Annotated in this window: 22 protein-coding genes, 2 tRNA genes and 2 pseudogenes; 18 read left to right on the top strand and 8 right to left on the bottom strand. The window is 59.3% G+C overall.

Going from position 1 to position 26,404, the window contains the following annotated elements:
• Positions 1-34: 34 nt before the first annotated feature.
• The 8 genes from BK670_RS07680 (at position 35) to ychF (ending at position 6,956) form a co-directional block, all read left to right on the top strand.
• A complete protein-coding gene (locus BK670_RS07680; protein ID WP_123449286.1) occupies positions 35-1,759 on the top strand; it encodes a tetratricopeptide repeat protein in 1,725 nt (574 codons plus the stop codon).
• A 3-nt stretch (positions 1,760-1,762) separates the two neighbouring features.
• Positions 1,763-2,380, top strand: coding sequence for a lipoprotein insertase outer membrane protein LolB (gene lolB / locus BK670_RS07685; RefSeq protein ID WP_123449287.1), 618 nt, complete (start codon positions 1,763-1,765; stop codon positions 2,378-2,380).
• Between the two features lie 3 nt (positions 2,381-2,383).
• Complete coding sequence (gene ispE / locus BK670_RS07690) at positions 2,384-3,235, top strand: 4-(cytidine 5'-diphospho)-2-C-methyl-D-erythritol kinase (RefSeq protein ID WP_123449288.1); 852 nt, start codon at positions 2,384-2,386, stop codon at positions 3,233-3,235.
• Between the two features lie 36 nt (positions 3,236-3,271).
• A tRNA-Gln gene (locus tag BK670_RS07695) sits at positions 3,272-3,346 on the top strand.
• 45 nt (positions 3,347-3,391) lie between these two features.
• A complete protein-coding gene (locus BK670_RS07700; RefSeq protein ID WP_003171603.1) occupies positions 3,392-4,333 on the top strand; it encodes a ribose-phosphate pyrophosphokinase in 942 nt (313 codons plus the stop codon).
• Positions 4,334-4,474: 141 nt separating this feature from the next.
• Positions 4,475-5,077 carry a 50S ribosomal protein L25/general stress protein Ctc gene (locus BK670_RS07705; protein WP_123449289.1) on the top strand — a complete coding sequence of 201 codons (603 nt, stop codon included), beginning with the start codon at positions 4,475-4,477 and terminating at the stop codon, positions 5,075-5,077.
• Positions 5,078-5,248: 171 nt separating this feature from the next.
• A complete protein-coding gene (gene pth / locus BK670_RS07710; RefSeq protein WP_007912902.1) occupies positions 5,249-5,833 on the top strand; it encodes an aminoacyl-tRNA hydrolase in 585 nt (194 codons plus the stop codon).
• A gap of 22 nt (positions 5,834-5,855) precedes the next feature.
• On the top strand, positions 5,856-6,956 hold the full coding sequence (ychF, locus tag BK670_RS07715) for a redox-regulated ATPase YchF (RefSeq protein ID WP_103306068.1): 1,101 nt from the start codon (positions 5,856-5,858) through the stop codon (positions 6,954-6,956).
• Between the two features lie 183 nt (positions 6,957-7,139).
• Here ychF and BK670_RS07720 read toward each other — a convergent pair whose 3' ends face one another.
• A complete protein-coding gene (locus BK670_RS07720) occupies positions 7,140-8,357 on the bottom strand; it encodes an MFS transporter (RefSeq protein WP_123449290.1) in 1,218 nt (405 codons plus the stop codon).
• A gap of 332 nt (positions 8,358-8,689) precedes the next feature.
• On the opposite strand from BK670_RS07720, the gene BK670_RS07725 reads away from it, so the two are divergent.
• Together BK670_RS07725 and BK670_RS07730 are read left to right on the top strand one after the other, a co-directional pair.
• Complete coding sequence (locus BK670_RS07725; protein ID WP_123449291.1) at positions 8,690-10,747, top strand: methyl-accepting chemotaxis protein; 2,058 nt, start codon at positions 8,690-8,692, stop codon at positions 10,745-10,747.
• A 115-nt stretch (positions 10,748-10,862) separates the two neighbouring features.
• Positions 10,863-10,939 (top strand) — tRNA-Met (locus BK670_RS07730).
• Positions 10,940-11,007: 68 nt separating this feature from the next.
• Here BK670_RS07730 and BK670_RS07735 read toward each other — a convergent pair.
• Positions 11,008-11,232, bottom strand: coding sequence for a SymE family type I addiction module toxin (locus BK670_RS07735; RefSeq protein WP_123449292.1), 225 nt, complete (start codon positions 11,230-11,232; stop codon positions 11,008-11,010).
• A gap of 99 nt (positions 11,233-11,331) precedes the next feature.
• Positions 11,332-11,724: a helix-turn-helix domain-containing protein gene (locus tag BK670_RS07740; RefSeq protein ID WP_259697538.1), complete on the bottom strand. Its 393-nt coding sequence runs from the start codon at positions 11,722-11,724 to the stop codon at positions 11,332-11,334.
• Between the two features lie 374 nt (positions 11,725-12,098).
• Here BK670_RS07740 and BK670_RS07745 point away from each other — a divergent pair, with 374 nt between their 5' ends.
• From BK670_RS07745 to BK670_RS07755, 3 genes are read left to right on the top strand one after another with little or no spacing between them, the layout of a single operon-like run.
• Positions 12,099-13,346, top strand: a complete 1,248-nt coding sequence (locus tag BK670_RS07745) for an S-type pyocin domain-containing protein (protein ID WP_123449294.1) — start codon at positions 12,099-12,101, stop codon at positions 13,344-13,346.
• A gap of 4 nt (positions 13,347-13,350) precedes the next feature.
• Positions 13,351-13,608, top strand: a complete 258-nt coding sequence (locus tag BK670_RS07750) for a bacteriocin immunity protein (RefSeq protein WP_123449295.1) — start codon at positions 13,351-13,353, stop codon at positions 13,606-13,608.
• Positions 13,609-13,641: 33 nt separating this feature from the next.
• Positions 13,642-13,893, top strand: coding sequence for a bacteriocin immunity protein (locus BK670_RS07755; RefSeq protein ID WP_123449296.1), 252 nt, complete (start codon positions 13,642-13,644; stop codon positions 13,891-13,893).
• Positions 13,894-14,044: 151 nt separating this feature from the next.
• Here the strand turns inward: BK670_RS07755 and BK670_RS07760 are convergent, their stop codons facing one another.
• Entirely contained in the window at positions 14,045-15,157 is a 1,113-nt protein-coding gene (locus BK670_RS07760) for a DUF2817 domain-containing protein (protein WP_123449297.1), read from the bottom strand.
• 276 nt (positions 15,158-15,433) lie between these two features.
• On the opposite strand from BK670_RS07760, the gene ggt reads away from it, so the two are divergent.
• Together ggt and BK670_RS29835 are read left to right on the top strand one after the other, a co-directional pair.
• On the top strand, positions 15,434-17,266 hold the full coding sequence (ggt, locus tag BK670_RS07765; RefSeq protein ID WP_123449298.1) for a gamma-glutamyltransferase: 1,833 nt from the start codon (positions 15,434-15,436) through the stop codon (positions 17,264-17,266).
• A gap of 417 nt (positions 17,267-17,683) precedes the next feature.
• A pseudogene (locus tag BK670_RS29835) lies at positions 17,684-17,827 on the top strand (DUF6124 family protein); the annotation flags it as partial.
• Between the two features lie 92 nt (positions 17,828-17,919).
• On the opposite strand, the gene BK670_RS07770 reads toward BK670_RS29835, so the two are convergent.
• The 4 genes and pseudogenes from BK670_RS07770 to BK670_RS07780 form a co-directional block, all read right to left on the bottom strand.
• Positions 17,920-18,519 (bottom strand): flavin reductase family protein, encoded by a 600-nt coding sequence (locus BK670_RS07770; protein WP_123449299.1) that lies wholly within the window; start codon positions 18,517-18,519, stop codon positions 17,920-17,922.
• 181 nt (positions 18,520-18,700) lie between these two features.
• The gene (locus BK670_RS30165; protein ID WP_259697539.1) at positions 18,701-19,309 is read right to left on the bottom strand and encodes a methyl-accepting chemotaxis protein; all 609 of its coding nucleotides are present in this window, start codon (positions 19,307-19,309) and stop codon (positions 18,701-18,703) included.
• Positions 19,289-20,017 (bottom strand): annotated as a pseudogene (locus BK670_RS30170) (PAS domain-containing protein); the annotation flags it as partial. The pseudogene BK670_RS30170 and the gene BK670_RS30165, both read right to left, overlap by 21 nt.
• A gap of 115 nt (positions 20,018-20,132) precedes the next feature.
• Positions 20,133-21,446 (bottom strand): MFS transporter, encoded by a 1,314-nt coding sequence (locus BK670_RS07780; protein ID WP_123449301.1) that lies wholly within the window; start codon positions 21,444-21,446, stop codon positions 20,133-20,135.
• 359 nt (positions 21,447-21,805) lie between these two features.
• Between BK670_RS07780 and BK670_RS07790 the strand changes: the two genes are divergently transcribed.
• From BK670_RS07790 to BK670_RS07800, 3 genes are all read left to right on the top strand, one after another.
• Complete coding sequence (locus BK670_RS07790) at positions 21,806-23,224, top strand: short-chain fatty acid transporter (protein WP_123449303.1); 1,419 nt, start codon at positions 21,806-21,808, stop codon at positions 23,222-23,224.
• Positions 23,225-23,380: 156 nt separating this feature from the next.
• Positions 23,381-25,081, top strand: a complete 1,701-nt coding sequence (gene acpA, locus BK670_RS07795) for an acid phosphatase (RefSeq protein ID WP_123449304.1) — start codon at positions 23,381-23,383, stop codon at positions 25,079-25,081.
• 119 nt (positions 25,082-25,200) lie between these two features.
• On the top strand, positions 25,201-26,373 hold the full coding sequence (locus tag BK670_RS07800; protein WP_123449305.1) for a hypothetical protein: 1,173 nt from the start codon (positions 25,201-25,203) through the stop codon (positions 26,371-26,373).
• Positions 26,374-26,404 lie beyond the last annotated feature (31 nt).

Consider the following 26,404-nt stretch of genomic DNA (forward strand, 5'->3'; position numbering starts at 1 on the left):
TGATCCGACCGCAGGTTAGTCGTCCTCTTCCTATATGAATAGATCTTCCGCGTTGCTCCTCGCTTTTGTCTTCCTCAGCGGCTGCCAGGCCTTGGCCCCCGTTTCGCCGGACGGTACGCCGTCGGTTGAAGACACCACGCCCGCGCCTGAAAAGCCCAAGGTTTACAGCTCGTTCAGCGAGGAAACCGTTTTCAGCCTGTTGAGCGCCGAACTCGCCGGCCAGCGCAATCGTTTCGACATTGCCCTGGACAACTATGTGACCCAGGCCATCAACACTCAGGATCCGGGTGTCTCCGAGCGTGCATTCCGCATCGCCGAATATCTGGGTGCCGATCAACCGGCCCTCGATACCGCGCTGATCTGGGCAAAAAACGCCCCGGATGACCTCGAAGCGCAACGCGCCGCCGCCGTGCAACTGGCGCGCGCCGGGCGTTATGACGACTCGATGGTCTATATGGAGAAAGTCCTGCAGGGCAAGGGCGATACCCATTTCGATTTCCTCGCGCTGTCGGCAGCGGATACCGATCAGGAAACCCGCAACGGCCTGATGAAAAGTTTCGACCGCTTGTTGCAGCGTCATCCGAACAACAGCCAGTTGATTTTCGGCAAGGCCCTGTTGTTGCAACAGGACGGCGACAACAGAGCCGCACTGGCATTGCTCGAAGACCATCCGCCGGAAGAAGGCGAGATCGCGCCGATTCTGCTGCGCGCACGTCTGCTGCAATTGCTGAACCGTGGCGACGAAGCCCTGCCCCTGCTGCAAAAAAGCATCAAGAAGTACCCGGACGACAAACGCTTGCGCCTGACTTATGCGCGCATGCTGGTTGAGCAAGACCGCATGGACGACGCCAAGGCCGAGTTCTCCAGCCTGGTTCAGCAATACCCGGAAGACGACGAACTGCGTTACTCGCTGGCCTTGGTTTGCCTGGAAGCCAAAGCGTGGGATGAGGCCAAGGGGTATCTGGAAGACTTGATCGCCCGCGAAAGCCACGTCGATTCGGCGCACTTGAATCTCGGTCGCATCGCTGAAGAACGCAACGACCCGCAAGGCGCCCTCATCGAGTACGCCCAGGTCGGCCCGGGCAACGATTATCTGCCGGCGCAATTGCGTCAGGCCGATATTCTGATGAACAACGGCAAGACCGCTGAAGCGCAAAGCAAACTCGCCGCCCAGCGCGACGAGCAACCGGATTACGCGATCCAGTTGTACCTGATCGAATCGGAAACCCTGTCGGCGAACAAACAGGACGACAAGGCCTGGAAAGTCTTGCAGCAAGCCTTGCAGCAATACCCGGACGATCTGAACCTGCTCTACACCCGAGCGATGCTCGCGGAAAAACGCAATGACCTGGCGCAAATGGAAAAAGACCTGCGCCTGATCATCAAGCGTGATCCGGACAACGCCATGGCGCTCAACGCGCTGGGCTACACCCTGTCCGACCGCACCACCCGCTACGCTGAAGCCAAAGCGCTGATCGAGCAGGCACACCAGATCAATCCGGAAGACCCGGCGGTACTCGACAGCCTCGGCTGGGTGAATTACCGCTTGGGCAATCTGGACGACGCCGAGAAATATCTGCGTCAGGCGCTGGAGCGTTTCCCCGATCACGAAGTCGCCGCGCACCTGGGCGAAGTCTTGTGGACCAAGGGCAACCAGCGTGAAGCCAAACAAATCTGGGGCAAGTTCCTCAAGGATCAGCCCGACAGCACCATTCTGCGCAGCACCATCAAGCGCCTGACCGGATCCGAGACTCTTTAACTCATGTTTTTGCGCCACGTTATTGTTTTCAGCTTCATCGCCCTGCTCGCCGGTTGCGCGGGCTTCGGCGCTCGCGAATCGGTCGAGGGCCACGGCAGTCCGGCTCAATGGGCCGCGAACAAACAGCAGCTGACTGGCCTCGATGGCTGGCAGATCGACGGCAAGATTGGCATCCGCGCACCGAAAGATTCCGGTAGCGGCACATTGTTCTGGCTGCAGCGTCAGGACTATTACGACATTCGCCTGTCCGGCCCGCTGGGTCGTGGCGCGGCACGCCTGACCGGGCGTCCGGGCAAGGTCTCGCTGGAAGTCGCCAACCAGGGTCGCTATGACTCCGGGTCGCCGGAAGCGCTGCTCGAAGAACAGCTCGGCTGGAAGCTGCCGGTGTCGAATCTGGCCTGGTGGGTGCGCGGCCTGCCCGCTCCGAACAGCAAAAGTCGCCTGAATCTCGACGCCGACAGCCGTCTGGCCAACCTTGAACAGGATGGCTGGAAAGTCGAATACACCGCTTACACCGAACAAAACGGTTACTGGTTGCCCGAGCGCATCAAACTGCACGGCACCGACCTCGACGTAACGCTGGTGATCAAGACCTGGCAACCGCGCAAGTTGGGGCAATAACCCATGACCGCTGCACGCCTGACCCTGCCCTCGCCGGCCAAACTCAATCTGATGCTGCACATTCTCGGTCGCCGTGAAGACGGTTATCACGAATTGCAGACGTTGTTTCAGTTTGTCGATTACGGCGATGAAATCACTTTTGCCGTGCGTGATGACGGCGTGATTCAGTTGCACACCGAATTCGCAGGCGTGCCGCATGACAGCAACCTGATCGTGCGCGCGGCGAAAATGCTTCAGCAACAGTCCGGCTGTCCGCTCGGCATCGATATCTGGATTGATAAGGTGCTGCCCATGGGCGGCGGTATCGGTGGCGGCAGCTCGAATGCGGCAACGACTTTGCTCGGTCTGAATCATCTGTGGCAGCTGGGTTGGGATGAAGATCGCCTGGCCGCACTGGGTTTGTCGCTGGGTGCTGATGTACCGGTTTTCGTCCGTGGCCACGCGGCGTTTGCCGAGGGCGTAGGCGAGAAACTCACCCCGGTCGATCCCGAAGAACCGTGGTATCTGGTGCTCGTGCCGCAAGTCTCTGTTAGTACGGCAGAAATTTTTTCCGATCCTTTGTTGACACGTAACACGCCGCCCATTAAAGTGCGCCCCGTTCCCGAGGGAAACAGTCGAAATGACTGCTTGCCGGTGGTTGCAAGGCGTTATCCGGAAGTACGTAACGCATTGGATTTGTTAGGTAAATTTACCGAAGCAAAGCTCACCGGAACTGGAAGTTGTGTGTTTGGGGGCTTCCCAAGCAAAGCTGAAGCTGATAAAGTCTCGGCCCTTCTGACAGAGACCCTTACAGGGTTTGTAGCGAAAGGCAGCAACGTTTCGATGTTGCACCGAAAGCTGCAAAGTCTGCTCTAAAGGAACCAGGTGCTCGGCACTTGATGCAACAGATACAGGGGCGTCGCCAAGCGGTAAGGCAGCAGGTTTTGATCCTGCCATGCGTTGGTTCGAATCCAGCCGCCCCTGCCATTTTCTATACTCATCCAGGTTACCCTCAGCCTCTAGGTACTGCGCGTGTCCAAGATGATGGTCTTTACGGGGAATGCTAACCCCGATCTGGCTCGGCGTGTCGTACGTCAGCTGCATATCCCTCTCGGTGACATCTCTGTCGGTAAGTTCTCCGACGGCGAAATTACTGCAGAGATCAATGAAAACGTTCGCGGTAAAGACGTTTTCATTATTCAGCCGACTTGCGCTCCGACCAACGATAACCTGATGGAACTGGTAGTGATGGCTGATGCCTTCCGCCGCTCCTCGGCTACTCGTATCACTGCTGTTATTCCTTATTTTGGTTATGCCCGTCAGGATCGCCGTCCGCGTTCCGCACGTGTGGCTATCAGCGCGAAAGTCGTTGCTGACATGCTTACCGTAGTCGGCATCGACCGTGTTCTCACGGTTGATCTGCATGCTGACCAGATTCAGGGTTTCTTCGATATTCCGGTAGATAACATCTACGGCTCCCCGGTTCTGGTGGATGACATTGAAGATCAGCGCTTCGAAAACCTGATGATCGTGTCCCCGGACATTGGTGGCGTCGTGCGTGCACGTGCCGTTGCCAAATCCCTGGGCGTGGATCTCGGGATCATCGACAAACGCCGTGAGAAAGCCAATCACTCTGAAGTGATGCATATCATCGGTGATGTCGAAGGGCGTACCTGCATTCTGGTTGATGACATGGTCGATACCGCCGGCACTCTGTGCCACGCGGCCAAGGCCCTGAAAGAGCATGGCGCAGCCAAGGTCTTTGCCTACTGCACACACCCTGTGCTGTCGGGTCGGGCCATCGAGAATATCGAAAATTCCGTGCTGGACGAGCTGGTGGTCACTAACACCATCCCGCTGTCCGCTGCAGCACAAGCCTGTGCACGTATCCGTCAACTGGATATCGCACCGGTTGTTGCCGAAGCGGTTCGCCGCATCAGCAATGAAGAATCGATCAGCGCGATGTTCCGTTAAGGGCCCTGCCCTTCTCGAAATATCTCGTTGACGAAAAGCGCCCCGCCCCGGCATTCCTGCCGGGGCGGGGCTTTTTTGCCCATACCGTGTTCGGCGCTGGTCGCAAACGCCACTCGGTCATGGCTATTTTGGAGATACAAAATGAACGATTTTACTCTGAATGCTGAAGTGCGTTCCGACCTGGGGAAAGGTGCGAGCCGCCGCCTGCGTCGTATCGCTAGCCTGGTTCCAGCTGTAGTTTACGGTGGCGAAAAAGCCCCTGAATCCATCAGCATGCTGGCCAAAGAAGTTGCCAAACTGCTCGAAAACGAAGCGGCTTACAGCCACATCATCGAGCTGAACGTTGGTGGCACCAAGCAAAACGTAATCATCAAAGCTCTGCAGCGTCACCCGGCCAAAGGCCACGTGATGCACGCTGACTTCGTACGCGTTGTCGCTGGCCAGAAACTGACCGCTATCGTTCCTGTGCACTTCATCAACGAAGCTGCTCCAGTGAAGAAAGGCGGCGAGATTTCGCACGTTGTTGCTGAAATCGAAGTGACCTGCCTGCCGAAAGATCTGCCTGAGTTCATCGAAGTCGACCTGGCTGACGCTGAAATCGGTTCGATCATTCACCTGTCGGACCTCAAAGCTCCTAAAGGCGTTGAGTTCGTTGCTCTGGCACACGGCGATGACAAGGCTGTTGCCAACGTCCACGCTCCACGTGTTGCTCCAGAAGCTACCGAAGAAGGCGCAGCAGAGTAATTCACTCTGTCATGCCTGAGTGAGCAAGTAACATCGCGGACTGGAACGTAGCGAGAAAGCGGGCGAGAACGCGGAGTTTACATCCATGGTAAATGAGCATTTTTCGTCCACTTTCGCCGCTTTCCCTGATCGCGGCGATGTTATCCACCACTCAAAGGAAGGGCCCCTATCGTGACTGCCATCAAACTGATCGTTGGCCTGGGAAATCCAGGCGCTGAATACGACCAGACCCGGCATAACGCAGGGGCCCTTTTTGTTGAGCGCATCGCTGACGCACAGGGTGTCAACCTTGTCGCCGATCGCAAATATTTCGGCCTGACCGGGCGCTATTCGCATCAGGGTCAGGATGTTCGTCTGCTGATTCCCACCACGTACATGAACCGCAGCGGCCAGGCCGTGGCGGCACTCGCCGGTTTCTTCCGCATCAAGCCTGAAGAAATCCTCGTGGCGCACGACGAACTCGATCTGCCTCCGGGCGTTGCCAAGCTCAAACAGGGCGGCGGCCATGGCGGTCACAACGGGTTGCGCGACATCATTGCGCAACTGGGCAATCAGAATACGTTCTATCGCCTGCGGCTTGGCATTGGCCACCCGGGCGTCGCCAGTATGGTTTCAAATTTCGTCCTGGGTCGTGCGCCACGCGCCGAACAGGAAAAACTCGATGCCAGCATCGACTTTGCCCTCGGCGTGCTGCCGGATATCCTCGCCGGTGAATGGAACCGCGCGATGAAAAACCTGCACAGCCAGAAGGCCTGACTCTTATCCGAGGGGAAACACCATGGGATTCAATTGCGGCATCGTCGGCCTGCCTAACGTCGGCAAGTCCACCCTGTTCAACGCCCTGACCAAATCCGGTATCGCGGCCGAGAACTTCCCCTTCTGCACCATCGAGCCGAACAGCGGCATCGTGCCGATGCCGGATCCGCGTCTGGAGGCCTTGGCGGCCATCGTCAATCCGAAGCGCATCCTGCCGACCACCATGGAATTCGTCGACATCGCTGGCCTAGTGGCCGGCGCCTCGAAAGGTGAAGGTCTGGGCAACAAGTTTCTGGCCAACATCCGCGAAACCGATGCGATCGCTCACGTTGTGCGCTGCTTCGAAGACGACAACGTGATCCACGTTTCCAACAGCGTCGACCCGAAGCGCGACATCGAAATCATCGACCTGGAACTGATCTTCGCCGACCTCGACAGCTGCGAGAAGCAACTGCAGAAAGTCGCGCGCAACGCCAAGGGTGGTGACAAGGACGCGGTGGTTCAGAAGGCTCTGCTGGAGCAACTGATCGCACACTTCACCGAAGCCAAGCCGGCGCGCAGCCTGATGAAGAACATGAGCGCTGACGAAAAGGCCGTGATCAAGGGCTTCCACCTGCTGACCACCAAACCGGTTATGTACATCGCCAACGTCGCTGAAGACGGTTTCGAGAACAACCCGCACCTGGACGTGGTCAAGGCCATTGCCGAAGAAGAAGGCGCCATGGTTGTTCCGGTCTGCAACAAGATCGAAGCGGAAATCGCCGAGCTCGATGACGGTGAAGAGAAAGACATGTTCCTCGAGGCCCTGGGCCTGGAAGAGCCTGGCCTGAACCGCGTGATCCGCGCCGGCTACGAAATGCTGCACCTGCAGACCTACTTCACCGCCGGTGTCGAAGAAGTTCGCGCCTGGACCGTCAAAGTCGGTGCCACCGCACCTCAGGCTGCCGGCGTGATCCACACCGACTTCGAGAAAGGCTTCATCCGCGCCGAAGTCATCGCCTACAACGACTTCATTCAGTACAAGGGCGAAGCCGGCACCAAAGAAGCCGGTAAATGGCGTCTGGAAGGCAAGGACTACATCGTTAAAGACGGCGACGTGATGCACTTCCGCTTCAACGTCTAAGCAACACCGTTCAAGAAAAAGCCGCGTTTGATACGCGGCTTTTTTGTGCCTGAAATTTATGGCCCAACACATTCCCCCTGTAGGAGCGAGCCTGCTCGCGATAGCGGTATGTCAGTTAGCACATCTGTAGCTGATAGAACGCTATCGCGAGCAGGCTCACTCCTACAATGGGTCATGTGTGAATCAGGCCTTTTTGGTACGCGGCAGGAAAATCGCCAGTACGCCAAATAGTGGCAGGAACGAGCACAGGAAATACACGTACTCAATCCCGTGAATATCCGCCAGATGCCCCAGCAACGCCGCGCCAATCCCGCCGAAACCGAACATCAAACCAAAGAACACCCCGGCAATCATCCCGACATTGCCCGGTACCAGTTCCTGCGCGTACACCACAATCGCCGAGAACGCCGAAGCGAGAATGAAGCCGATCACCACACTGAGGACCGTGGTCCAGAACAGATCGACGTGAGGCATGAGTAACGTAAACGGCGCCACACCAAGGATCGAGAACCAGATCACCGCCTTACGCCCGATCTTGTCGCCGATCGGCCCGCCGAAGAACGTCCCCGCCGCCACCGCGCCGAGAAACAGGAACAGGTGCAACTGCGAGCTGGCCACCGACAGGTCGAACTTCTCGATCAGGTAGAACGTGAAGTAACTGGTCAGACTGGCCATGTAGAAATACTTCGAAAACACCAACAGCCCCAGCACTACCAACGCACTGGTCACCCTGCCCTTCGACAGCCCATGAGTCGCCGCCTGGCCGGCCTTGAGTTTGAACAGGTTCAAGTGATGGGCGTACCAGCGACTGATGCGGTACAGCACGAACAGCGCAAACACCGCGAACAGGCCGAACCACGCCACATTGCCTTGGCCGAACGGAATAATGATCGCCGCCGCCAGCAACGGGCCGAATGCCGAACCGGCGTTACCGCCGACCTGGAATGTCGACTGCGCCAGCCCAAAGCGTCCACCCGAGGCCAACCGCGCAATCCGCGAGGCCTCGGGGTGAAACGTCGACGAGCCGATACCGATCAGCGCCGCCGCCAGCAGAATCAAAGGAAAACTGCCGACCATCGACATCATCACGATGCCAATCAGTGTGCAGATGGAGCCCGCCGGCAACAGCCACGGTTTTGGATGGCGGTCGGTGTGATAACCGACCCACGGTTGCAGCAATGATGCCGTCAGTTGAAAGGTCAGGGTGATCAGGCCGACCTGAGTGAATGTCAGGCCGTAATTGGCCTTGAGCATCGGGTAGATCGACGGCAGCACTGACTGGATCAGGTCGTTGATCAAATGCGCCAGCGCCACTGCGCCGATGATACGCATCACCAATGGGCTGCTTTGCGGAGCAGCGGGCGCCGAGGCAGCGGCGGTCTGAACGTTGCTGATAGCCATGAAAGTTTCCGGACAGCAGATGAGTGCACGCAGGCAGGTGCGTCAATGTGCCATTTTTCGGTGCGCCAGCGCCATCCCCTTAGCCAGCTAACTAACTGACTGGTCGTCGACTGCAAAGTGATAGCGCAACGCCATGGTCTGAATCTTGCCTTGTTTCATCCCTTGAACGCGGGCGCCTTACAAAGGCGACCGACAATGGGAAGTTTCGCTACAGAGCCGGCCTACAGAGCAGGCGAGAGTGAACTTTCGAGGCCTTTTAGAGGGCACAGGTCGCGATCGAAACGAGCGCGATGCACGCCGATGGTGCGTGGTGTCCAGAGGAGTCATGAGGCATGCAGGCTTTCCTTTCACCGGGGATCAAATTGCTGGGGCGGTTTGGCTTCGCAGGTAAATTCCAGTTGTTGTTTCTGCTGTTCATTCTGCCGTTGGCCGGCAGCCTGTTGATGATCGGACAGGACTATCGCGACAAGCTCACTCTGATTTCCGGCGAACGCGCCGGCGTACGGCAGTTGCTCGCGCTGGATGCGCTGGACAACCTGCTCGCCGCCCAACGCGACCGCGCCGCCCGTTGGCGCGCCACGGAAACCAATCGCCAACCGACGCCGGCCACGCTCGCTGCCATGGGCGCGTTCGACGCGGTACAACCGGCGGTTCTGCAAGCCACCACGGATTTGGGCACCGCATTGAAAAATGAAGGCGCCGAGGGGGAAACACTCACCCGCTATCAAGCGCTGCAAACCGCACTGGGTGGCCTCGACTCGAAAAGCCTCAGCGGTGTCGGTTGGTGGCCAGACGGCTACGACCGTTTCACCAATGCACTCAGCGCCCTGCAAGCGTTGCGCGAGCAGATTGTCATGGATAACCGCCTGACCCTCGCGCCGTGGCTGGAAACCTACCTGCTGACGCAGATTTCCACGCAGCACGCCCCGGACCTGATCGAACGCGTTGGACGCCTTGCCGCCGTCGGCCAGGCCTCGGTCGTCTCCGGTCAATTCACCCTGCAAAGCCGTTTGCAGTTGCGCGACCTGCGCAGCCGCATCGGCGATGCCCGCGAGCAACTGGTCAAAACCGCCACGCTGCTTGAAGCACGCCTGCCAAAAGATCAGCAGAGCTGGGCCAGCCAATACCACGACAGCCTCAAACATCTCGACAGCGGCTTGAAGGTCCTTGATGACGGCGTGTTCGGCGGCAGCATCAATCTCAAGCCAGACGACTTCGAACGCAGCCTCGATGCGCTGCTGACTGATCTCGCCGCCCTGCGCCAGCAATCGCTGGTGTCGCTGGATCAGCGGCTCGACGCCTACCACAGCTCAGCGATCCGTCAGTTCATCATGGTCGCAGCGATCTTCGGCTGCCTGCTACTCGCGGCGTTGTACCTGTTTGTCTGCCTGCAAGCCTCGATCCGCCGCAGCGCCAGTGGCATCACTCTGCTCGCCGAAGCCCTGCGCGATGGCAACCTGAGTCTGCAAGTGCCGGTGGTGGGCCGTGATGAGTTGGCGGCGATCAGCACCGCGCTCAACGTTGCCGTGGTGCAATTGCGCAGCAGCATGCTCGGCGTCGATCACGAGACCTCGCAGTTGAGCAACGCGGTGCGCAGCCTCAACGAACATTCCAGCGGCGCCCTCAGCGAAGTCGAGGCGCAGCAGTTGCAGATCAGCCAGATCGCCGCCGCCGCGACGCAATTGGCCGCGACGTCGCAAGGCGTGGCGCAAAGTTGCGAACAGGCCTCCGGCAGCGCTCAGCACACCCGGCGCATTGCCGCTGACAGCAGCCGTGACAGCCAGCGCACCACGGCGAGTATTCAGCAGCTCAATCAACGCTTGAACGAAACCGCAGCGGCGCTCGGCCGGGTCAGCGAGCAAGGCCAGCAGATTCAATTGGTGGTCGACACCATTCGCGGCGTCGCCGAGCAGACCAACCTGCTCGCGCTCAACGCCGCCATCGAGGCTGCTCGTGCGGGTGAACAGGGACGCGGTTTCGCCGTGGTCGCCGATGAAGTGCGCAGCCTGTCGCAACGCACGCAGTCGTCCACCGCGCAGATCGCTGGCACGGTCGACAGCTTGCGCGCCACGGTCAATGAAGCCGTGAGTTTGATGGAAGCCGCCTGCGGCCAGGCGCAAGCCGATGCCGAGTCGGTCACCGGTCTCGGTGAGCGCTTGGGCGAAATTGCCAGCGCCGTGCAGAGCGTCACCGATACCTTGGCGCAGATCGCCACGGCGGTTGAGGAACAGGCGAGCACTGCCGATGAAGTCAGCGGCAATATCCAGCAGGTCGATCAAGCGGCCGTACGTTTGCTTGAAGGCGCACGCGCAGTAAACCTTGCAGCGGACACTCTGAGCCAGGGCAGCCATGCCTTGAGCGCCAATACTGCAAGATTTCAGCTGCGTTGATGCCCCGCCCGGCCCGGATTTTCCGGGCTGGAGGATAAGCGGTTGAAAATAAGAAGAAATATTTTAAATTTACGCTTGACGCTTTTCCATTTCAGGGGAATAATGCGCGCCACTTGGCTACATAGCTCAGTTGGTTAGAGCATAGCATTCATAATGCTGGGGTCCGGGGTTCAAGTCCCTGTGTAGCCACCAAGTACTAAAAACGGCTTACCGAAAGGTAGGCCGTTTTTTTATGCCTCGAGAAAAGTCTCGGTGATCTGTTATTCCGCGGTAATCACCAGACACCCTTTCATCACGCGCACTTTGACGTTCTCGTTTACCTCGAATCCTGCCTGCCGTAACCACAGGCCGCGTAGCCTGATCCAGGGTACGGGCTTACTGGGGCTGTAGGTTTTGTCCTTTGTGTTGACCGGGTAAAAGTCTGCGGCGATTTTCAACCGGCGTTCAGTGATGGGGGTTGATGTCGTATGATTGGTTTTAGCCATGATTAGCTCCTTCTTACATGATTAGCTCCTTTTAAGCTGCTTTGTGGTTAGCGGGGCCAGGGTGTTCGCGCACCTTGGTTCCGCGTTCTTTGGGTTACTTCAAATTTCTTTTTCTTCGTCGCTCGTTTTGGTCGCTGCTTGTGCGATCAGGGCGTCGAGCATCTGCGCAATAACCTTCTGTTGAACCTTCGAAAGCTCATTGATGGACTGCAGCCGTCGATACCACGTCGAGGTCAAACTGCGTCTGGGCTTCTCCGTGTACGAGGGAACCCCGAGCAGGTCTTCAACAGGCACGCGCAGCGCAAATGCCATCTTCACCAGCGTCGTGACCGGCATGCTGCGCGTGCCCTCCTCGTAGCCCTGAAAGGTCTGCCGGGAAAGACCTAAAGCCCGTGCAAACCGCGTCTGTGTGATCTCGTGCACTGTGCGTAAGTGAGCAATGCGACTGCCCATCGCCACGAGAAAGTCGCGGTCCTCATTGGAAATACTCATGACAATGGCCGACTGCAAATAGAGTTGAATGGCAACGAACTCATCCTTTTCATCTGAAATCCATCCTGGAAAAAACGATAGAAACCATCCTCAGGCAGCGGTGCGTAAGTTGTCGACCTGAAAAATCTGTAGGAAAAATTCAGACGCGCCCTCCATGCAAAGCGAAAGACTACAAGCACGAAACACCGCTGGTTCATCTGAATCAATCGCCAATCAACAGTCCGAGAGAGCGCTGTAGGAAATGGGTCCGATTAAGGTACGAATTGGATTTTTCGTAAAATCTCGCGCCTGAAAGTCACCCCATCGGTTTGCCCGAATTCTCCATTGACCGACAAGCTTCCCTGGCTCGATTCAAAGCCATACAGGGAGTTGGCATGGCTCTATTCAAATCTCTCCTCGATGAAGATTGGCCTTGGGAACGTCCGAGATGGAACGGCTCGTGGGCCGCTTGGAATCCGCCTCCCCCTCCGGAGCCGGTGTACGTCGAAAAGGATGAATGGCCAACGCCCAAGCCCCGCGAAGATCAGGTATTCGCCAAGTCCTGCACTGTGGATAACTGGTGCCGAACGGACGCCGGTACGGCACCCGAGCCCGCCAGCAACTTCGGCAAGGTCATGGTCGCCGGCGCCATGCTCTTGCCCTCTGCCAGCACTGCTGTCGCGACAGCGGTAGGCGCCGATCTGGCCTTGGGGCGTTTGGCGGGCGGCGGGATTCTGCAACAACGCCTCAACTGGGCAATTCGCGGCGCTGCTGGGCCAGCCAGCGTGTTCATCCTCGGAATGCTGCCGACCCGCATGGGCGACGGCACGCTGCATACCGATGAACAGCTGCGCCGCATGAGCCGCGCGCCCACTCGAGTGCGCTTCCAATTTCGGCGTGATGCCGAAGGGGTCATGCAGGTTTACGGCATCCACTCCGGCGCTTCGGGCGATGACTCGCTGCGTACTGTCAAAGTCGAGTGGAACAGCGACAAGACCGCGATGGAGGCCAAGCTCAACGGCATCACGATTTTGTGGACGCCGCAACGCGGCCCACTCGGTTCAATGCCACCGCTGGTCTATCCCGAACGCAGCGAGCAACTGAACACGATCCTTGTTCATCCAATCACGGAGAACACCGACAGCCAGATAGAAGGCCTGCCCGGCGAGGACATTACTGCCGAGGATTGTATTCTGGTGTTCCCGGCGGACACTGGTTTGAAGTCGCTGTATGTAGTGTTTTCGAGGCCGGCCAGACTGACGCCGGGTACGGTGACGGGGATTGGTGAGGATGTTCCGGGGATATGGCTTGCTGGGGCGGGAACGGGGATCGGTGCGCCGATTCCGACACGGATTGCAGACAGGCTGAGGGGGCGGGAGTTTTCAAGCTTTGATGCCTTCAGAAAGGCGTTTTGGACTGAGGTTGTGAATGATCCAGAACTGGCTGAGCAATTTAAACCGCAGAATATTGCGCTTATGCGCAGTGGCAGCGCGCCTCATGCCCGGTATCAAGATGCTGCGGGTAAAAGAAAAACTTACGAACTGCATCACGTTGTATGGGTATCGGAAGGTGGTGCTATGTATGACATCGAAAACTTAAGGGTCAGCACGCCAAAAAACCATATAGATATTCACCGGAAATAACCTCATGGCAAATAAAATTACTGATTACACCGAAGTGCAATTCATTAGCTTATTGCAGGAAATATTCACTTCTAATGGGGATGGCACGCCAGAGATGGTGTTGGCGGATCTATTGGATAAATTCTGTGAGCTCGCCGAGCATCCCGCGGGTACTGACCTGATTTATTGGCCGGAGGATGACGCTGATTGCACCCCTGAAGGCATCACCGAGACCGTAAAAAAATGGCGCGCCTCCAAGGGGCTGCCTGGGTTCAAGCAATAAGTCCCAATCAATTCAAAAAGCAGCGAGTACGCCTTGGTAAAAATATCCGGCTACACAGAAACCGAATTTACCCGCTTCGTCGAAAAAATACGGGCGACAAACAAAAGTGGCTCAGATGCGAAGCTTGGTGAACTGCTGGCACACTTCAGGATGCTTACTGACCACCCGGATGGAACCGACCTGATTTTTTATCCCGAGCAAGGAGCAGACAACTCTGCCGAGGGCGTTACTAAGACTGTAAAGGCATGGCGTGCCGCGAATGGACTGCCCGGTTTTAAGCGATAAGCGCTTTTATACCTTGAGACAGCACCGAACCTGTGGCGAGGGGATTTATCCCCGATGGGGTGCGAAGCGCCCCCCACCTCTTCATTAAATGAATGGGACTGCTGCGCAGTCCATCGGGGATAAATCCCCTCGCCACAGGACTCTTCCTGACCTATTCGGGGTTCTCTGTCGACAGGGCTGCCAACCCTTTCCCCCAAATCTGCCGAGTCCGCAGCCCCACCATCGCCCGCCAGTCCGGATCCGCCGGATAAAACTGTTCCAGCAGATTCAACTTGATCGCCCTCCCCGTCGCATTCAGCGGATCGCCATGCAAGTGCAGCCACTGGTCGTCGCGCAAATAACGATGCACTTCCGGCCCCGGATAGGTTCCGCATTCGATCACGAACGGCATCAGTTGCACGTCCGGCAATGCATTGAGCAACGCCTGCGAGGTGTACCCGGTAGCCGTCGCTGCCACACCGGTTTCGCTCAAGGTATCGGCGCCCGTGTGTAGCGTGTAAAGCCATGGGCCATAGATCGACTGGGCTTGCGCCAGTGCCGGGTAAGGCGCCTGGGTGATGGTCAGCAACATCGGATGGCCGTATTCGCCAGCGCCAGTGTGCAGGTCAAAACACATCACGGTTTCAGCGCCAGCCAGATGCGCGTCGATGATTTGATGCAGCGTGCGGTTCGACCAGCTCGGTGCGCGGCCACCGTAAAACAATCCGTCGGGATGACTGTGCTGACCGCCCTCGACAATCGACATCACTGCCGGCCAGCCGTGTTCGTTGATTTGCGCATCGAGCAAGGCATCGGCGCGCCGCCGCTCGGGGCCGTGCAGATCGGTGCACGCGTAGATTTCATGCAACGCGGCGTATGCGCGGTTATCCGGCAGCAACCCGGTGAAATCGAGGTGATTGCGATTGAGGTCGATGTTGTCTTCGTTGACCCGCCGCAACCACGCCGTGCCCCAGGGATTGATCAGGTGAACCATCACCACGACAACATCCTTGGGCAGCGAACCCGGTACGAATGCCTTTAGCCAATCGTTCTGACAATCCGAGCCGTAATAGCCCTCGACACCGTGCGTCCCGCTGAGCGCTACGAGCCGACGTTTGGCCTGCGGATCGCCGAGCACGGCGACGTCGGTGCTCAGTGGTTCGCCGAATGGCCCGCAGCGTGGATGTGCATAAGAGGTCAGGGTTGCGCCGGCAGCGGTCGCGGCGGCAAGAAACTGTTCGCGCTGATGGCGGTAACTCGACTCGGTGGGAAACTCGCTGTGCATGCTGGCCTCTTGTTGATCTTGTATTTGTGAGAGCGAGCCTGCTCCGGGCGGCGTTCCGACGAAGGCGATTCGTGCATCCAACACTTTGGTTGCCTGATACGCCGCATTCGCGAGCAGGCTCGCTCCCACAGGGGCTCATTTCAATTCGATGAATTTGACGCTGACCCTAGCGAACATCCGCTCTGAAATGAAAGACAAAAATGCCCACCGGTTTGCGTCGCGACCAAGCGGTCGATAAAGTCCCACAGACTTTTTCCCCACGGACGGAGAGCCCGCGTGTTTTCAGCCTTGCCCTTGAGCCGCTTTCGCCTGCCAGCCCTGACGCTGATCATCAGCGCCCTGACCCTCACCGCGTGCAACGCCCCACCCTCCTCGACCCTGCCGCTGGCCCCGGAAGCCGCCTCCGGTTATCGCACCGACCTGCAAACCCGTCACGCCAGCAAACACATGGCCGCCGCTGCGAATCCGCTGGCTGCTGAAGCCGGGCGCGAGATGCTGCGTCAGGGCGGTTCGGCGATTGATGCGGCGATTGCCATGCAAGCCGTGCTGACACTGGTTGAACCGCAATCTTCCGGGATTGGCGGCGGCGCAATGATCGTGTTGTGGGACGGTAAACAGGTACGCACCTATGACGGTCGCGAAACCGCACCGGCCGGCGCCACCGAGAAGCTGTTCCTGCAAGCGGACGGTAAACCGATGGCGTTCCCGCAAGCGCAGATTGGCGGTCGTTCGGTGGGTACGCCGGGCGTGTTGCGCGCGCTGGAGATGGCGCATAAACAGCACGGGCGTCTGCCCTGGGCGAAGCTGTTTGAACCGGCGATCAAACTGGCCGAGCAAGGCTTTGCGATTTCCCCGCGCCTGCATTCGTTGCTGGAATCCGATCCGGCGATCCGCCAATCGCCGGACATGGCGGCGTACTTCCTCAACCACGACGGCAGCGTCAAAACCGTCGGCACGCGCCTGCAAAACCCGGCGCTGGCTGCGGTGCTCAAACGCATTGCCAACGAAGGTGCGGACGCGTTGTACAAAGGCCCGATCGCCGAAGAAATCGTCGCCAAGGTTCAGGGCCACGCCAACCCCGGCAGCCTGTCGTTGAACGATCTGCAACGCTATCAGGCCAAAGAGCGCGCGCCGCTGTGCACCGACTACAAGCGCTGGCAGGTCTGCGGCATGCCGCCACCGTCGTCGGGCGGGATTGCCGTGGCGCAGATTCTCGGCACCTTGCAGGCGCTGGAAACCCGCGACCCGCGCCTTTCGCTGACCCCGTTGAAACCACACAAGACTGACAAACCGGCCGGCATCGAACCGTCACCGCAAGCCGTGCACCTGATCGCCGAAGCCGAACGCCTGGCCTACGCCGACCGCGCGCAATACGTCGCCGACACCGACTTCGTGCCCGTACCGGTCAAAGGTCTGGTCGATCCGGGCTACCTCGCCAGCCGCGCCAGCCTGATCGGCGAACGCAGCATGGGCAGCGCCAAACCGGGCACACCGCCGGGCGTGCAGGTGGCCTACGCGCCGGATCGCTCGCCGCTGCGCATCTCCACCTCGCAAGTGGTGGCGGTGGATGACCTCGGCGGCGCCGTGTCGATGACCACCACCATCGAAGCCGCATTCGGCTCACACCTGATGGTTCAGGGCTTTTTGCTCAACAACCAGATGACCGACTTCTCGTTCATCCCCGAAGAGAACGGGCAGAAAGTCGCCAACCGCGTCGAGCCCTTAAAACGCCCACGTTCGTCGATGGCGCCGACGCTGATCTTCGATCGCCACAGCGGCGAATTCCTCGCCAGCGTTGGCTCACCGGGCGGCTCGCAAATCATCGAGTACGTGGCGAAAACCACCGTCGGCCTGCTCGACTGGAACCTCGACCCGCAAAGCGCCATCAGCCTGCCCAACTTCGGCAGCCGCAACGGCCCCACCGAACTGGAACAAGGCCAGTTCAGCCCGGCGCTGATTCAGGCGCTGAAGGACAAGGGCCACACGGTGAATGAAATCGACATGACCAGCGGCACCCAGGCCATCGTGCGGGTCAAGGATGCGCAGGGGAAAGCGTCGTTGGCGGGTGGCGCGGATCCACGGCGTGAAGGGGAAGCGCTGGGCGATTGAGGCTACGCCGCAACGAGAAAAGGCTTACCGGGAGGTAGGCCTTTTTTGTTGGGCGAACAACGAGTAAGGGGCGTTGTTTATCCGGCGAGCAAGGTTTCAATGTTTAAAAATGCCGGAAAAATACAGAACCGTCTCACAAGGTTTTCAGGTTGTCCGTCGGACGTCCGCTCTCTAGGCTGTGCTCGTCGCTGCCAATTCAGTGACCGGGATTGGAAACCCCGAGTAGAACCGAGCGCACAAGCTCCTTTCATAACGTATCCTTGCGCACCTTCATGGTGTGCACTCCGTTATGGCGGCTGTGCATGGAAGACCTTCGGGTCAACCGGGTTCTCCGTTCCCCGGGTTTCCAACCTGCGCACAGCTGCCACCCCTTCGTTCGGAAACCGAATGGGTCAGCTCCGATCCTGATCGGAGAACGGCTCGGTCACCGAAATGCTCAACAACTTCGCTGCCATGCTTGAGACCTCACACCGCAAGACTGCCCTGGGCATCGCGCAAATCGTCATGCTGACTGAGCTGGCGGTGAATCAGGCGCTGGATAACGTTCAGCCGACGGCGTAATTACTGCCGCGCATAAAAAAATCCGATGCCCGTACAGGCATCGGATTTGTGTTGATTGGGCCAAAGCTCAAACATGAACGTAAAGCTATTATTCAAACCGCTAGCGTCTTGCCATCCACCGCATCACCAATCGTCAGAAAATGCCCGCCCGCCACGTGGTGCAGCGTGCGCAAACCATCATGCCCCTCGAAATGCCAGCGCCCCTCACTGAACACACGTTCATCGGCGTGGGCGGCGATGACTTCGGCGAGGAACAGGTCGTATTGCTCGTGATTGCGCGGCTCGGGCAACAAGCGGCATTCGAGCCAAGCGACGCATCCTTCGAGCAGTGGCGCTTCGACCTGTTCACCGCTAAAAGTCTGCAAGCCGTAAGCCTGAAACTTGTCCTGCCCCTGGTTTTGAGTGATTTCCAGACCTGACGTGTTGCCGACGGTTTGCACGATGTCGGCCTGATTGACGCACGGCACGTTGAGGACGAAGGTGCCTGAGGCCTCAAGCAATTGCCGAGTCCAAGTGGATTTGTCGAGCACGACGGCAACTTTCGGCGGTTCGAAATCCAGCGGCATCGCCCACGCGGCGGCCATGATGTTGCGCTGGCCATCATGGGCAGCGCTGACCAGTACGGTCGGCCCGTGATTGAGCAGGCGGTAGGCTTTGTTCAGGGGCACCGGGCGGCGGTGGGAGTCGCTCATGGGGATCTGCTCCGGGGAAAAGGAGCCGATTGTAGCGCTGCCACTGAAGAAACACAGAACCTGTGGGAGCGACGGTTCGACGATTCGACCTGCTCGCGAAAGCGGTGTGTCAGTCAACATCAATGCTGAGTGTGCTGACGCCTTCGCGAGCAGGCTCGCTCCCACAGGGGATCAGTGGCGATTAGTTAGAAAGTTGATTGGCGAACTGCCCGACCGCATCCACGACTTTCTGCGCGCCGTCCTGAATCTCGACAATCACGGTGCCCGCCTCCGCCGCCAGCGCCAGCCCTTGTTCAGCCTGGAGCTTGCCGTCGGTCATCAGGGCTACGGCATTGCGTGCCATTTCCTGGTTCTGCCGCACCACGGTGACAATCTCTTCGGTCGCCTGACTGGTGCGCGACGCCAGTTGTCGCACTTCATCGGCCACCACGGCAAACCCACGCCCCTGCTCCCCGGCACGGGCCGCTTCGATGGCGGCGTTGAGCGCCAGCAGGTTGGTCTGTTCGGCAATGCCGCTGATGGTTTTGACGATGCTGCCGATCACCTGCGACTGATCATTCAGCGCTTCGATGCCTTCGCCGGCGGTTTGCATGTGCCGCGACAGATCGCGCATCACATTGACCGCTTCGGTCACCACCGTAGTGCCACGCTGTGCGGTGCTGTCGGTTTGCTGTGAGGTGCTGTAGGCAATGTTGGCGGCCTCGGCGACGGCTTGTTCGCGATTGATCTGATCGGTGATCACCGTGGCGAACTTCACCACTTTGTACAGTTTGTTGTTGGCATCGGTCACCGGGTTGTAGGACGCCTCCAGCCAGACTGTACGACCATGGCTGTCGACACGCTTGAAGCGTTCGGCAACGAACTCGCCGTTGTTCAAGCGGCGCCAGAAGTTCTGGTACTCGGCGCTGTTGTACTCCTCTGGGGTGCAGAAGGTGCGGTGATGTTTGCCTTTGATCTGCGCCAGGCTGTAACCCATGCTGCTGAGGAAGCGATCGTTGGCGCTCAATACGTTACCGTTAAGATCAAACTCGATCACTGCCGTGGAGCGCATCAGCGCACCGATCAGGTTTTCATGCTCGCGGGACGCTTCGATGGTGCGGGTCAGGTCGCTGGAGTAGATCGAAATATTTTTGATACGCCCATCGTAAGCACGCACAGGCTGAGCAACCGAGCGCAGCCACGCCTCTTCGCCATTGCCACGCAACAGGCGCACCGCCCCGGCGAAGTGCTCGCCTCGGGTCATGGCATTCTTGAAGCGGAGGTGGAATTCGTCAGATTTGACGTGAGCCGGCACGATGTCTTCAATCGCTCGGCCAATAAGGTCGTGGCTTTTGTAGAGCATCTCGTCGAGGAAGTTCTGGTTGACCGATTGAATCCGTCCGTCCGGCTCAAGGGTCAGCACCAGCATCTCGCTTTCCAGGCTTTCCTTCACTTGCAGATGGCTGGAGAGTTCTTCACGAAGAGCGGCCAGCTCTTGCTTCAAGCGTTTGTTAAACATGGGAAAGCACCGATAGCAGGGTAGTAAGCGGGATACAGCCTAACCATCGGCTCTGGAAAACTTTTCTGAAGAGCTTTTGCGACCCATCAGTCAAAAATAGTTCTGGAAAATGGCGTCAGGCAGCGCCGGCCACCTGACACTGGCCGGTGCGCGGCATTCGCGAGCCGAAATACGCCGCACTGAGGATCCCCACCACGCCCATCACCGCGCAGAACATCACGCAGATCCACGGGCTCCACGGCATCAGGCCGATCAACAAAAGCGGTGTGATACTCGCCCACGCGGCGTAGGCAATGTTGTAGGTGAAGGAGATACCCGATACGCGAATGCGCGCGGGGAACAAACCGACCATCACCGACGGCACCGCGCCGACAACGCCGCACGCCAGACCGGCCACGGCATAAGCCAGACCAACCCAATTGCCGCCCGTGATCAAACAGCCGTAAAGCACGCCGATGCCCAGCGGCAGCAGCAGGCTATAGAGCATGACCGTGCGCCAGGCCCCCAGGCGATCAACCAGCAGACCGGCAATCACGCAGCCGATATTGAGAAACACGATGCCCAATGCACTGAGGGCAAACGTGTGGCTGGCGGTCATGCCGAAGGTTTTCTGCATCATGGTCGGGGTGATGACGACGAATACCACCACCGCCGACGTCAGCACGCAGGTCAGCAACATCGCCGGCAGCATCGCCAGCCGGTGCTCACGCAGCACCGTACGCAGCGGCAGTTCGACCCGCACTTCGCGCTGCGCTTCCATGGCCATGAACACCGGGGTTTCGCTCAACCAGCGGCGCAGATAGACACCGATCACGCCGAACACGCCACCGAGCAGGAACGGATAGCGCCAGGCGTAATCGAGGATCTCCGCCGGGGTGAAGACTTGTGCCAGGAACGTCGCGGTCAGCGCGCCGATCAGATAGCCGAAGGTCAGCCCGGCCTGCAAAAAGCCCAGCGCATAACCACGATGGCCGGTCGGCGCGTGCTCGGCGACGAACACCCACGCGCTCGGCACCTCACCACCGACCGCCGCACCTTGCAGAATGCGCAGCGCCAGCAACAACAGCGGCGCGAAGTAACCGATCTGGGCATAGGTCGGCATGATCCCGATCAGCAGGCACGGCAGCGCCATCATCAGGATGCTCAGGCTGAAGACTTTCTTGCGCCCGAGTTTGTCGGCGAAATGCGCCATGAGGATCCCGCCCAGCGGCCGCGCCAGGTAGCCGGTGACGAAGATCCCGAAGCTTTGCAGCAGACGCAGCCACTCGGGCATTTCCGGCGGGAAGAACAACTGGCTGAGGGTCAGCGCGAAGAACACGAAGATGATGAAATCGTAGATCTCCAGCGCCCCGCCAAGGGCCGCAAGGCCGAGGGTCTTGTAGTCGGAGCGGCTGAACGGCACGGGTTTGGCCGTGGATTGGGCAGTCATGGCAAAGAACTCTGGCAGGCAAAAAACCAAGGCGCCCATGGTCTACGCAAATGGGCGGATGGACAACCCGTTAGACCATAGTCACGGTTTGGCAAAAGCGGCTCACAAAACCACGGCGGTTGATTTACTGTTTATGCCTGTCCTGAGGGTATGCAAAGCTCTGACAGTCACATCCACTCTGTGGCGAGGGAGCTTGCTCCCGCTGGGTCGCGAAGCGGCCCCCTCTCTGCAAAAAGGAAGGGGCCTGCTGCGCAGTCCAGCGGGAGCAAGCTCCCTCGCCACAGGGGTTAGCTGGTTTGACTGATAGGGATGGCAGCCCAAGGGACCAAAAATAACCATAAAAATCCGAGGTACTCCCTGTGGCCGTTGATATCGAAGATAGCCGCTCTGCGCGCTTTGCCCTGCGCTGTTCAAGTTTTGCCGAACGCTGGTTTCCCGACTCCTGGGTATTCGCCGCACTCGCGGTGATCATCGTCGCTTTGGCCACGCTGGCCATGGGCGCCAAACCCACCGATGCGGCGATGGCCTTCGGTGACGGGTTCTGGAGCCTGATTCCGTTCACCATGCAGATGGCCTTCGTAGTGATCGGCGGCTACGTGGTCGCCAGTTCGCCGCCTGCCGTGAAACTGATTGATCGCCTGGCACGCATCCCGAAGAACGGTCGTTCCGCTGTGGCCTGGGTCGCGTTGATCTCGATGGTCGCCTCGCTGCTCAACTGGGGCCTGTCGCTGGTGTTCGGCGGTTTGCTGGTGCGTGCCCTCGCTCGTCGCAGCGATCTGAAAATGGATTACCGCGCCGCCGGTGCTGCGGCTTATCTGGGCCTTGGCGCGGTGTGGGCCTTGGGCTTGTCATCGTCGGCTGCGCAGTTGCAGGCCAACCCCGCTAGCCTGCCGCCGTCGATCCTGTCGATCACCGGGGTGATTCCGTTCACCGAAACGATTTTCCTCTGGCAGTCCGGCGTCATGCTGCTGGCGCTGATCGTGATCTCGATCATCATCGCCTACGCCACCGCCCCCGGGCCGAACTCGGCGCGCGACGCCAAGGCCTGCGGTGTCGACCCGGCCTTCAACCTGCCACCGCTGCAACCGCGCACCCGTCCGGGTGAATGGCTGGAGCACAGTCCGTTGCTGATCATCGTCCTGGTGCTGTTGGCGGCGGGGTGGCTGTTCCATGAGTTCTCGAGCAAACCGGCAATCACCGCGATCTCCGGACTGAACACCTACAATTTCCTGTTCATCATGCTCGGCGCGCTGCTGCACTGGCGCCCGCGCAGCTTCCTCGATGCCGTGGCCCGCGCCGTACCGACCACCACCGGCGTGTTGATCCAGTTCCCGCTGTACGGCTCGATTGCCGCGCTGATGACCACGGTCAAAGGCGCCGACGCGCAAACCCTGGCGCACCACATCTCGACGTTCTTCGTCAGCATTGCCTCCCACGACACCTATGCGCTGCTGATGGGCGTGTATTCGGCGATTCTCGGTTTCTTCATTCCGTCCGGCGGCGGCAAGTGGATCATCGAGGCGCCGTATGTGATGCAAGTCGCCAATGACCTGCAATACCACCTCGGCTGGGCAGTGCAGATCTACAACGCGGCGGAAGCGTTGCCGAATTTGATCAACCCGTTCTACATGCTGCCGCTGCTGGGCGTGCTGGGCTTGAAAGCGCGGGACCTGATCGGCTTCTCTTTCGTGCAGTTGCTGGTGCACACGCCGCTGGTGCTGGTGTTGCTGTGGGCACTGGGGACGACATTGGCGTATACGCCGCCGGTGATGCCGTAAACCGGATCTACCAGGCTAAGTCATTCCCCTGTGGGAGCCAGCCTGCTGGCTCCCACCATTGTTTTACTCAACGTTAAGCTGTCACCCAACCGTCACATCTCCTTGTTAGCGTCCGCCCGAAACATACTGAAACATTTACGCAAAACGGGCTGAGAGATGATCGACGATACAGACGGCACTGACGCACCCTCCGCAGACTCCGATAACCCCACTGACACCAGCCGCCGCCGCTTTCTCGGAGGCGTCGCGGTATTGGGTGTCGGTGCAACACTGGCCGGGTGCGGCAATACCACCGAGCAACCGGGCAAACCGGTCGAGCGCCCACTCACGCCTGCCGAACTGGACAAGGCCCTGCGCGATCAAGTGAAAACCGTGGTGGTGATCTACGCCGAGAACCGCAGTTTCAACAACCTCTTCGGTGATTTCCCCGGCGTCGAAAAGCCGCTGGCCGCGCTCAAGCCCGCCGACTATCAACAACGCGATCGCGACGGCTCGCTGCTGCAAACCCTGCCGCCCGTTTGGGGCGGTGTGCTGCAGATCGGCCCGCAAACCGTCGATGGCGTGACCTACCCCAGCGCCACGCAGTTTCAGGAAAACCTGCCCAACGCACCGTTCGCCCTCAAAGGCCCGAATGGCGAGGACTTGCCGTTCGGTCTGGTCACCCGCGACTTGTGGCACGTGTTCTATCAGAACCAGATGCAGATCAATGGCGGCAAGAACGACGGTTTTGTCGCTTGGGCCGACTCCGGCGGCTTGACCATGGGCCACTACGCACAGAGCCGCTATTCCCTGCGCCTGTGGGACGTCGCTCGGGAGTTCGTGCTGTGCGACAACTTCTTTCAGGGCGCCTTCGGTGGCTCGTTCCTAAATCACCAATACCTGATCAGCGCCACTGCGCCGTATTACCCGGACGCTGCCAACTCGGTGGCCAAGTCGCAGATCGCCGCGCTGCAAAGCGATGATCCGAGCGACCCGCGCCTCAAGCCGCTGGAGCAATCGCCGGCCAGCGCCATGAGCGGCCCGCCGCAGTTCGGCCCGAGTGCGTTGACCCCGGACGGCTTCGGCGTCAACACCCTCGCCCCGCCCTACTGGCCGACGTGGATTCGCGACCCTGAGCGCCCGGCGTATTCGAAAGCGGATCTGCCCAACGTGATGGTGCCGCAGACCCACGAACACATCGGCGACAAGCTGTCGAAAAAGCACATTGATTGGGCATGGTATGCCGGCGCGTGGCAGACGACGCTGGAGCAGTACAAGGATTCCGCGGGCATTCCGAAAATCCCCAACTTCCAGTATCACCATCAGCCGCTCAACTACTTCAAGCAGCAAGGCCCGGAGAATCCGGACGAGCGCAATAAACGCCTGCGCGATGCCGGCCTGGGGGATGAGTCGAGCACCAACAAGTTCTTCGCCGATGCCGAAGCGGGCAAGTTGCCGGCGGTGAGTTTCTACAAACCCCAGGGCAACCTGAACATGCACGCCGGTTACGCCGATGTGGCCTCCGGTGACCGGCACATCGTGCGTGCGCTGAAGGTGTTGCGCGAAAGTCCGCAGTGGCAAAACATGGTGGTGATCGTCACGGTCGACGAGAACGGCGGCTGGTGGGATCACGTCGCACCGCCCAAGGGCGATCGTTGGGGGCCAGGCTCACGAGTGCCGGCGCTGGTGGTATCGCCGTTTGCGCGCAAGGGCACGGTTGATCACACGGTCTACGACACGGCATCGATTCTGCGGTTGATCACCCGTGTCTTCCAGCTGGAAACCCTCGACGGTCTCAAGCAACGTGACGAGGCGATGGTTGCCCGGGGTCAGAAACCCATGGGCGATTTGACCAATGCCCTGCATTTTCCGGCCTGAAAACCAGCCCTGCGAGTTTGCGCAAAAATCTGCCAATGACGGCTTCTCTGTCAAACGCGACTGATCCACTATGAGGCGCCCCCGACACGCGGGGAACCCACGCTGAAAAGGATCTGAGCATGTTCAAACTCGCAGGACTCACTCTCGCCGCGCTCACACTGAGCGCCGCCGCCCACGCCGATGTCGATCTGAAACTGGGCAGCACCGAACGCGTCACGCGCCTCTTCGCCTACCCCAACAACTGCAGCGTGATCTGCTTCCGCAACTGGACGCTGGAACAGACCGTCGCCCATTACCTGAACCAAAGCGTGCAACGCGATGGTTATGCCGATGCCAAAGTGCTGGTCAAGACCGACAACGGCCAGCTCTACGCCGAGATCACTGGCGTGCCGAAGGATTACGACAAACCGCTGTCGGCGCTGCTGGACGCGGGAGATCTGGCCTACACCGGCGCCAGCAAGCTCAATGCCGATGGCAAATGGGCCTACAGCTGGTACCTGTTCCTGCCGCTGGGCATGGCCCTGGAAAACCGTAAAAGTGTCGAGTTGCTGCACTTCCCGCCGGATTACTCGCTGACCCAGGCGCAGGATTATCTGCGTTCGAACACCACCGATCGCTGGGCGACGCTGCTGACCGACAACGGCATTCCTGCTGACCAGACGCCAGCGTTCCAGACCATTATCGACATCGCCCCCATCGCTGCGCCGTCCAACGCCGGCAGTGATCTGGAAGGCGTGTATGACTACTTCAAGGACTACCAGACCACCCTGGTCAAACAGTTCAGCCAGACCGCCAGCGGCACGACACTGCCGATGGTCGCGTTTGGCGCGCCGGTGCGTAACTGGATCAAGCAGCAATACGGGCCCACCGTGAATGTCTTGGGCCTGGCGACGATCAGCCCGAGCGCAGGTGTGAGCGTGCCGGTGCTGGGTTCCAACCACCCGAGCTACATCTGGTACGCCGCTGACCCGGAAAGCTACACCGGCGACGACGCACAGGCCAAGGCTGATGCTGCGGGCCTGAAAGTCATGGGCCAGGATTTGAGCGCGGCCTGCTGGCAGGCGGGCATGGGCAGCAAACCGGGCAGCGATGCACAGGCCACTCTCAACAGTTGCACGCAGACGTGGCAAGTGACGCAGAAAGTCAAAACTTGCGAGTTGTTCTACACCTCGATCCGCAACCTGACCCCGGAACAGGCCGTCGCCAAGTGCGCAACCACCCCGATCAAGGCCCAACTGAAACTACTGCAAGCTCCCCAGCCCGCCACCGCCGTTCCCGCCCCGCATCTGTAATCGCCTGAAGCGATCCCGTGTCAGCGAAGGC

The sequence above is a fragment of the Pseudomonas fluorescens genome (assembly GCF_003732425.1).
GTDB classification, from domain to species: Bacteria; Pseudomonadota; Gammaproteobacteria; order Pseudomonadales; family Pseudomonadaceae; genus Aquipseudomonas; species Aquipseudomonas fluorescens_BE.